The sequence below is a fragment of the Rhizobacter sp. genome (assembly GCF_031412075.1).
GTDB lineage: Bacteria > Pseudomonadota > Gammaproteobacteria > Burkholderiales > Burkholderiaceae_C > Rhizobacter.
Window position 1 is genome coordinate 1 of sequence record NZ_JANOCG010000613.1, and the last position, 8,771, is coordinate 8,771.

Annotated in this window: 6 protein-coding genes; all 6 read right to left on the reverse strand. The window is 65.7% G+C overall.

Annotated features, from left to right (window positions below; translation table 11 throughout):
* Positions 1-116: 116 nt before the first annotated feature.
* Positions 117-1,106, reverse strand: a complete 990-nt coding sequence (gene dusA / locus RMO40_RS22630) for a tRNA dihydrouridine(20/20a) synthase DusA (RefSeq protein ID WP_309725858.1) — start codon at positions 1,104-1,106, stop codon at positions 117-119.
* Positions 1,107-1,153: 47 nt separating this feature from the next.
* On the reverse strand, positions 1,154-4,246 hold the full coding sequence (locus tag RMO40_RS22635) for an EAL domain-containing protein (protein WP_309725859.1): 3,093 nt from the start codon (positions 4,244-4,246) through the stop codon (positions 1,154-1,156).
* 287 nt (positions 4,247-4,533) lie between these two features.
* Complete coding sequence (locus RMO40_RS22640) at positions 4,534-5,901, reverse strand: lyase family protein (protein WP_309725862.1); 1,368 nt, start codon at positions 5,899-5,901, stop codon at positions 4,534-4,536.
* 59 nt (positions 5,902-5,960) lie between these two features.
* The gene (locus RMO40_RS22645) at positions 5,961-6,788 is read right to left on the reverse strand and encodes an alpha/beta hydrolase (RefSeq protein ID WP_309725863.1); all 828 of its coding nucleotides are present in this window, start codon (positions 6,786-6,788) and stop codon (positions 5,961-5,963) included.
* A 75-nt stretch (positions 6,789-6,863) separates the two neighbouring features.
* Positions 6,864-7,949 (reverse strand): enoyl-CoA hydratase/isomerase family protein, encoded by a 1,086-nt coding sequence (locus RMO40_RS22650; protein ID WP_309725860.1) that lies wholly within the window; start codon positions 7,947-7,949, stop codon positions 6,864-6,866.
* Between the two features lie 3 nt (positions 7,950-7,952).
* A partial coding sequence (locus RMO40_RS22655) for an EamA family transporter (protein WP_309725861.1) occupies positions 7,953-8,771 on the reverse strand: 819 nt, incomplete at its 5' end.

Genomic DNA, 8,771 nt, shown 5'->3' on the forward strand with positions numbered 1-8,771 from the left:
GCTGTTCCTGGGCGAACGGTTCAGCGCGGTGCATGCCGCCGCTTTCGGCCTGGCGCTGGCCGGCGTGGTGCTCGCCACCTGGCCTGCCAGGCCTGCCACCTCATCGCCCTAGCGGCTCACGCGACCTGCAGCGCCTCTGCAGCACGCAAGCTCACCAGCGCAGCGTCTTGCGCCTTCAGCCGGTGGTCTGACCACACCTGGCGCCAGCGGCGCGAGCCGGGCATGCCGTGGCGCAGCCCGAGCATGTGCCGAGACACATGCGACCACGGCTCGCCGCGTGCGGTGATGCCCTGCATGTAGGCGACCATCAGCGCTTCAACCTCTTCGCGGTTGCGCGCCTGAGGTGCGTCACCGAAATAGCGTGCATCCCAATCGGCCATGCACCACGGGTTGTGATAAGCCTCGCGCCCCAGCATCACACCGTCGATGTGCGCCAGGTGCTCGTCGATCCGGTCGTTGTCGTTCACGCCGCCGTTGAGCACGATGGTGAGCTGAGGGAAGTCGCGCTTCAACTGATAGACCATCTCGTAGCGCAGCGGCGGCACCTCGCGGTTTTCCTTCGGGCTCAGACCTTTGAGCCAGGCGTTGCGCGCATGCACGATGAACACCTCGCAGCCGGCTTGGGCCACCGTGCCGACGAAGTCGCGCACGAAAGCGTAGCTCTCGGTGTGGTCGATGCCGATGCGGTGTTTCACCGTCACCGGCAGACTCACCGCGTCTCGCATCGCCTTCACCCCATCGGCCACGGTGTTCGGCTCAGCCATCAGGCAGGCACCAAACGCACCGCGTTGCACACGCTCGCTGGGGCAGCCGCAGTTGAGGTTGACTTCGTCGTAGCCCCACTGCTGCGCGAGCTTGGCGCAGGCCGCCAGGTCGTGGTGCTCGCTACCGCCAAGCTGCAGCGCCACCGGGTGCTCCTCGGTGCTGAAGTCGAGGTGGCGCGGCACATTGCCATGCAGCAGTGCGCCGGTGGTCACCATCTCGGTGTAAAGCAGGGTTTGGCGGGTGATGAGGCGGTGGAAGTAGCGGCAATGCCGGTCGGTCCAATCCATCATCGGGGCCACCGAGAGTCGCCAGGGAGAAATACCAGTTGAGTGCGCGCGCATGGTCACATTCTCCCAGCCTCCCAAACCAGCGGCTCGCGCGACGCTCTTCAGGTGGGGTTGTCCAGCCGCTTGCCTTCAAGCAGCATGCGAGTGCCGTCGACAGCAGGCACGGGGCGCGAGAAGAAGTAGCCCTGCATGTCGTCGCAGCCATGCAGCCGCAGGAAATCGAGTTGCGCCTGGGTTTCCACACCCTCGGCCACCACCTTCAGTTTCAGGTTGTGGGCCAGCCCGATGATCGCCTGAGCGATGGTGGCGTCGTCGGCATCGGTGGTCACGTCGCGCATGAAGGCCCGGTCGATCTTGAGGGCATCCAGCGGGAAGCGCTTCAGGTACGACAGGCTGGAGTAGCCGGTGCCGAAGTCGTCGAGCGACAGGCGCACACCCATCGCCCTCATGCTGTTCAGGATGCGCACAGCCTCTTCCGGGTCATTCATCAGCATCGACTCCGTCAGCTCGAACTCAAGCCAACAGGCGTCGATGCCGGTTTCGGCCAGGATGGCGCCAATGACCCCATCGAAATCGCGCTGCTGAAACTGCCGTGCCGACACATTGACCGCGATGGGCTGGAGCGGCACGCCTTGCGCCTTCCAGCACAACAGCTGATCGATCGCAGCGCGCACGACCCACTCGCCCACGCGGATGATCAAGCCCGTTTCTTCGAGGATGGAAATGAACTTCAGCGGTGGCACCAGGCCGCGCTGAGGATGTTGCCAGCGCAGCAATGCCTCGAAGCCGCTGATCTCGCCACTGGCCAGGTTCAGCTTGGGCTGGTAGTGCAGCACGAACTCTTCACGCTCCAAAGCGCCGCGCAGCTGGGTTTCAAGGGTCAGGCGCTCGAGCGCAAGCTCGTTCATCTGAGGCAGGTAGAGCTGGTAGGTGTTGCGGCCCCGCTCCTTGGCACGCCACATCGCCGCGTCGGCATTCTTCAGCAGATCGGTGGCCGTTTGCGCGTCTTGCGGAAACGTGGCCACCCCGAGGCTTGCCGACGCATAGACTTCGTTGCCTTCGGCCAGGGTGAATGGCAATGCCAGCGCTGCCACGACCTTCTGCGCAACCAGCACGGCGTCTTCCGGGCGTGACAAACTGGTCAGCACGAAGACGAACTCGTCTCCACCCAACCTTGCCACCGTATCGCTGCTTCGCACGCAGCCTTTCAGGCGCTCGGCCACCAGCACCAGCAGCTCGTCGCCCACGGCATGGCCGAGTGTGTCGTTGATGGCCTTGAAACGATCCAGGTCGATGACGACGACAGCGGCGCCTTGATCGTTGCGTTGCGCAAGCGCGAGCGCCTGCACGAGCCGGTCGACCAGCAGATGCCGGTTGGGCAGGCCGGTGAGGGTGTCGAACTGCGCCAGGTAGGCGAGTCGCTCGTCGGCGGCTTTGCGGTCCATCGCGGTGGCCAGCGTGTGTGCCAGGCTTTGGATGAAGTGAATGTTTCTGGCCGTGAAAGATTCGGCCTGCTGCGAGTAGACGCCAAGCACACCGTAGACGCCGCCGGCTCCCGCCACCGCCACGTCCACCGAGCTGCGGATGGCGTGCGCTTCCAGCATCTCGGAACGCGCGCTGTGAATCTGACTGTCGAAATCGGCAATCGAAACAGGCTCGCCGGTCTCGATCACCCTAAGAAGGCGCTCTCGCCCGGGCGCGTCGAGTTCTTGCGTACCGGCCCAGCGACCTTGCCAGCCCACGCCGGCCCGACAGAGAAACGTTTTGCCGTCGACGCCCAGCTGCACAAACTTGCAGCACACCCCAGGCAGGCCTTCAACGGCGGCGTGCGCGGCAGCGTCGAACAGCGCCTCGAGCTCTGAACTCGCCAGCGCCTGGCGGCCGAACTCGGCGATGAGGCTCTGCTGCTTGGCGTGGCTGCGCATCTCCTGTTCGAGCCGTTTTTTGTCATCGATGTCGGTCGAGGTCCCGAACCATTTTTCAATGCGCCCGTTGTCACCGACCATCGGCACACCGCGCGCAAGGAACCAGCGGTACACACCGTCTTTTCGCCTGAGGCGGAACTCGTGCTCGAAGGTCACCCCCGCCTTGGCCGCGCGGGCCCAATCGGCGGTGGTCTCGGGCCAGTCCTCGGGCAAGATGGACTGCGTCCAGCGCAATCCGTAGCTCTCTTCGCGTGAGACCCCTGTGTAGTGGACCCAGCGTTCGTTGAGGTAGGTGATCTCGCCCTTGCCGTCGGCCGTCCACACCATCTGCGGCATCGATTCAGCGAGCATGCTGAGTTCTCGGTCGCTGTCGCGCAAGCGGGCGTGGGCACGCACCTGCTCGATGGTGGCCCAGCAGCGCAGGGCGACTTCTTCGAGCAGTGCGACCTCGGCCGCTGTCCAGGTGCGTGGCAGGGTCTGATGCACAGCCAGGAAAGCCTGCAGGCTGCCTCTAAGGACCAGCGGGCAAGCCATCACCGCGTGAACGCCAATGCAGCGCAATGCGGCAGCTCCGTCAGCCTCACCCGGCATCACGTCGACGTCGTTGAAAACCAGAGTGCGCCCCGAGAGCAGCGTGTCTACCGTGATGCGCCCGAAATCGGAGAACCGATAGGCGCCCACGACACTTTCGCAGCCATCGGTGTAGTCGTGCAGGATCGAGCCGCTGTCAGTGGTGATGTCCACGCCGCCGTAGGTGCAGCGCGATGCACCGAGATGCTGGCCCAGAAGCCGCGTCACCACCTCTATCACCTGCATCGGCTCAGCGAGCCCCCGCGTGGCGTCGCTGAGTGTGCTGAGGAACCGGAAACGGCGTTCGCTCTCGGCCAGGGCGGTGGCGGCACGGTTGCGCTCGGTCACGTCACGGGTCGAACCGGCAATCAGCTCCACGCTGCCATCGGCTGCGAGAACGGGCTCAAAGATGTACTCGTGCTCGGTCCAGGTACCACACGCATGCCGCAGAGCTGCTTCATCCTTCACGGGCAGCCCGGTCATCACGACCTGGCGCAGTTGCGCCGCAAGTCGCTGCGCAAGTTGGTCGGCCATCCCCAGCTCTGTGTAATTCTTGCCGATGATCGCGTCGTGCGACACACCCATCGCGTCGAGCAACGCACGGTTCGCGTACAGGAATCGACCGTCGCGGTCGTACATGTAGGCAAAGTCGCTCATCGACGACAGCGCGGTGTCGAGGATGCGGTGCCGTTGTTCCATCCGGAGAGCTGCTGTCTCAGGGGTGGCGGTGTGGTCAGTTTGTCGGATCCGACGCGTCCGGGTCACAGGCAGTTCTCCTTCACGCGACTCTCGTACGGTCACTTGGGTAGAAGTCGATGATTGAACAACGCCCGCACCGACGATCGAAAGATGTCAACGCGCAAAACGCGGGTTGTAACCAATGGCCCCTGGAGATGCATGGTGGCGCTCAGGGTTCCTTCGTCTCCCCACCCGCGGTGGTCATGCCTGCGGCGAGCGGGATCGAGCGTTGCAACGAAGACAGCGCCTCAACCCGGGCCGGTGAGCGTCTCCGGGTCCAGGAGCTGCGCCAGCCGCTCGCGCCCGAGGTCGGTTTGTTCATCGGCCACGTCGAGAATCGGCCGGCCTTCACGGTAGGCCTGCTTCGCGATTTCGGCTGCTTTCTCGTAGCCGATCAAGGGGTTGAGCGCGGTCACCAGGATGGGGTTGCGCGACAAGGCTTCTTTCAGCCGCGACTCATTGACGGTGAAGCTCGCAATGGCCTTGTCGGCCAGCAGCCGGCTGACGTTGGCCAGCAGCTCGATGCTGCCCAGCAGGTTGTGCGCCACCAGCGGCAGCATCACGTTGAGTTCGAAGTTGCCTGATTGACCAGCGATGGTGATGGCGGCGTCGTTGCCGATCACCTGAGCCGCGACCATCGCGGCCGCTTCGGGGATCACCGGGTTCACCTTGCCCGGCATGATCGACGAGCCGGGTTGCAAGGCTTCGAGCTCGATCTCTCCCAGGCCGGCCAGCGGGCCCGAGTTCATCCAGCGCAGGTCGTTGGCAATTTTCATCAACGAAACCGCCATCGCCTTGAGCTGGCCCGACACCGCGACCGCCGTGTCTTGCGAACCCATGGCCGCGAAGAAGTTGTCGGCCGGGCGGAAATCGACCTGGGTGAGCGTGCTCAGCTCGGCCGCAAACGAGCGGGCGAATTGGGGGTGTGCGTTGACCCCGCTGCCCACAGCCGTGCCGCCCTGCGCCAGGCCTTGCAGGGCCGGCAACAGCGCGCGCATGTGCTTGCTGGCGGCCTCGACCTGGTGGGCCCAGCCGTCGAGCACCTGGCTCAAACGAACCGGCATCGCGTCCATCAAATGGGTGCGGCCGGTCTTGACGTGGCGGTGCACGCTGCTCGCCTTGTGGCGCGTGGTTTGCACCAGGTGGTCGAGTGCGGGTAACAGCTGCTGGTGCAGTTGCAAGGCTGCGCTCACGTGCAAGGTGCTGGGGATCACGTCATTGCTGCTCTGGCCGGCGTTCACGTGGTCGTTGGGACTGACCGGCTCGCCGAGCGCCGCGCCAGCCAGGGTGGCGACCACCTCGTTGGCGTTCATGTTGCTGCTGGTGCCCGAGCCGGTCTGGAACACGTCGACCGGGAAGTGCGTCATCAACTCGGCATCGCCCATGGCGAGCAGGCGCTGGCAGGCGTCGGTGATCGCATGGCCCACGTCGGGCGGCAATTGGTTGAGCCGCAGGTTGGCCAGCGCAGCGGCTTGCTTGACAAGCAAGAGCGCGCGGATGAAGGCGACCGGCAAGCGTTGGCCACTGACGGGGAAGTTGTCGACCGCGCGCTGGGTCTGCGCGCCGTAGAGCGCAGCAGCCGGCACGGCCAGCGTGCCCATGCTGTCGTGCTCCATGCGGGTCTTGATCGGGTTGGTGTTCACAGCGGGCTCCAGAGAGTGGCTGTGAACGAGTATCAGGCCGCCGGTTTCTCCCGCGAGGCCGATACCGCCGCACGCGACGTGGTCTTGAAGAACCACTTGCGCCGCCCCTCCAGGTGAAACGGCTTCCACTCGCCAGGCTTTTGCGCCAGGCGATCGGCCACGACGTAGAGCGCCAACGGGTTCATGCCCATGCCCAGGTGGCTGGCGTGCACACCGATGTTTTCAGTCATCGGCGAGTCTTCGTTCAGGCTGCACAGCCACGACACCACACCATCGGTACGTGAGTAGATCGAGGTGGTGGGCACGGGCGGCGGCTTGCGCACCTGGTCGATGAGCGAATCGGCTTCGTCGAGCCGGTGGCCGCTGACCATCTCGTACAAGCGCCAGGCGTTGTTGGCGCGCGGGTGGCCGCTGAACGGTGTACCCAATGTGACGACGCAGCGTGTCTGCTTGGGCAGCTCCTTGGCGATCTCGCGGGCGTAAACACCACCCAGGCTCCAGCCGACCAGGCTGACCGGCACGCGATGCTTCTGGTAGATGGCATTCGCGCGCTCGCGGCAGCGTTCGAGCACGCCCTCGCGCGGGCCGAGGTTGAAACCCTGCTCCCACTCATAAGGCTCATAGCCGCGTGCGCGCAAGAAGCTGCGCAGCGGCAAGGTGGTGACGTCGGGGGCGCTCAGGCCGGGGAATACCAGCACCGGGTGCCCATCACCGGGAGGCAGGCGGCTGAACAAGGGCGTGGCGGCCAGCGTCGCGGCCAGCTCCCAGGGCGCACGGCCTTCGAGCAGCATCAACAGCGCGTTGGGGGCCTTGGGTTGGCCGGTGTCTCGCACGGGCTTTTCGGGCACGTTCACGGGCATGTTCACGGGCCTGGTTCACGGGCCGGGGGTCAGGAAGCACACATCCTAACCACCGGCTGTGACGTTTGGTTGGAGCTAAGGCCCTAGATCGCGCAGCGGGTGGGCATGCGCCGGCCAGGGGCTCACGAAGAACGCGGCCACGTCTTCGGGTGTCACCGCTTCCAGTTGGGCCGGGTTCCAGCGGGGGTGATGGTCTTTGTCGATGGCGAGCGCGCGGATGCCTTCGGCGGTCTCGCTGGCCGCGCCCGGGCGCAGGTGGAAGCAGTGACGCACCAGGTCGCGCTCCATGCGCAAATCATCGGCCAAGCTCATGCCACGCCCGCGTCTCACTTGCTGCAAGCTCACTTCGAGCATCAAGGGCGAACGTTTGCGCAGCTCGGTGACGGTGTGCCGGGCAAACGGGGTGTCGCTCGCGGCAAGCGAGTGGACGACGGCCAAGGTGGTGGCGTGGGCGAAGTGTGTGTCGATCTCTGACAGCTGCGCCGTCAGGGTCGCTGCCGGCGGCGTCTGCGCCCTCGCCTTCACGGCCGCGGTGGCCTGGGCGCCGGTCTCGATGGGTTGGTCGGCCAGCGCCTCGATGAGTGTGGGCAAGACGGCGGCGTCGACGAACACATCGGCCAGGCCCATCGCGATGGCGTCAGCCGCATGCATGACATGGCCGGTCAAGGCCAGGTACTCGCCCACGTGGCCGGGGCAGCGCGACAGGAACCAGCCGCCACCCACATCGGGAAACAGGCCGATGGTGGTCTCGGGCATGGCCAGGCGGCTGTTCTCGGTGACCACCCGCAACGACGCCCCTTGTGCGAGGCCCATGCCGCCGCCCATGGTGATGCCGTCCATCAGCGCGATGGTCGGCTTGGGGTAGTGGTGAACCAGGTGGTTGAGCGCGTATTCCTCGGTGAAGAAGTCTTCCAGCGTGGGGTCGCCGGAGAGTGCGGCCTGGTGGAAAAAACGGATGTCGCCACCGGCGCAAAACGCGGGCGCCTTGCCTTCACGGCCGGCGCCGCGCAGCAGCACCGCGGCCACCTGCGGGTCATCGCGCCACTTCAGCAAGGTGCTGGTGATCTCGCGCACCATGGCGAGCGACAAGGCATTCAAGGCTTGCGGCTTGTTGAGCGTGACCACGCCCAGGTTGCCGCGGATCTCGGTCAGAACATTCATGTTTCAGGTTTTCGATGGGGGTGACGCACGCAGCGCCACCAGTTCGTTGACCAGCAAGGCACCCACCACCAGCGCGCCGCCCGTGAGTGCCGTGGTGCCTGGCGGTTCGCCCGCACCCCACCAGGCCCACAACACGCCGAAAATCACCTCCAGCAAGCCGAGCAGAGACAGCTCGGGGGCCGACAGCACCTGGGTCAGGCGCACCACGACCAGACAGGGGATGGCGAGCTGCACCACGCCCAGCAGGGCCAGCAGCCCCACATCGTGGGCCGATGCCTGGAACGGGAACGCGAGTGGCAGCGTCAACAGCGCCGAGATCAGCCCGCCGATCAAGACCGCAGGCAGCATGTCTTGCGCATCCGTCTCGCCGTGGTTCACATGCTGCAGTACGGTGAAGTTGATGGCGGCGGCCAGCGGCACCGCCAGTGCAACGGCCGTGCCCAGCACCGCACCGGCTTCACCCCCGCTTGCACTGTGGCCGAACATCCAGGCGATGCCCGCCCCGGCCACGCCGATGGCGCCCCAGGTGCGCCAGGCCAGGCGGTGGTGCAGGAAGATGCGTGAGAACAGCGCCGTGATCAATGGCCCGAGCGCCATGGTCACCAGCACATTGGCCACGCTCGTGAGCGTGAGCGCCACCATGAAGGCGGTGAACATCACCGACCAGCACGCGCCCGACACCCACACCGGCCAGGGCGAGCGCAGCAGGTTGCGCCACAAGGCCGGGCCGCGCATCCAGTGCAATGCAAGGCCGAGGGCCAGCGCGTTGAAGGCGCTGCGCCAGAAGGTGACTTCGAAGCTGCGTGCGGAGTCGAGGTGGCG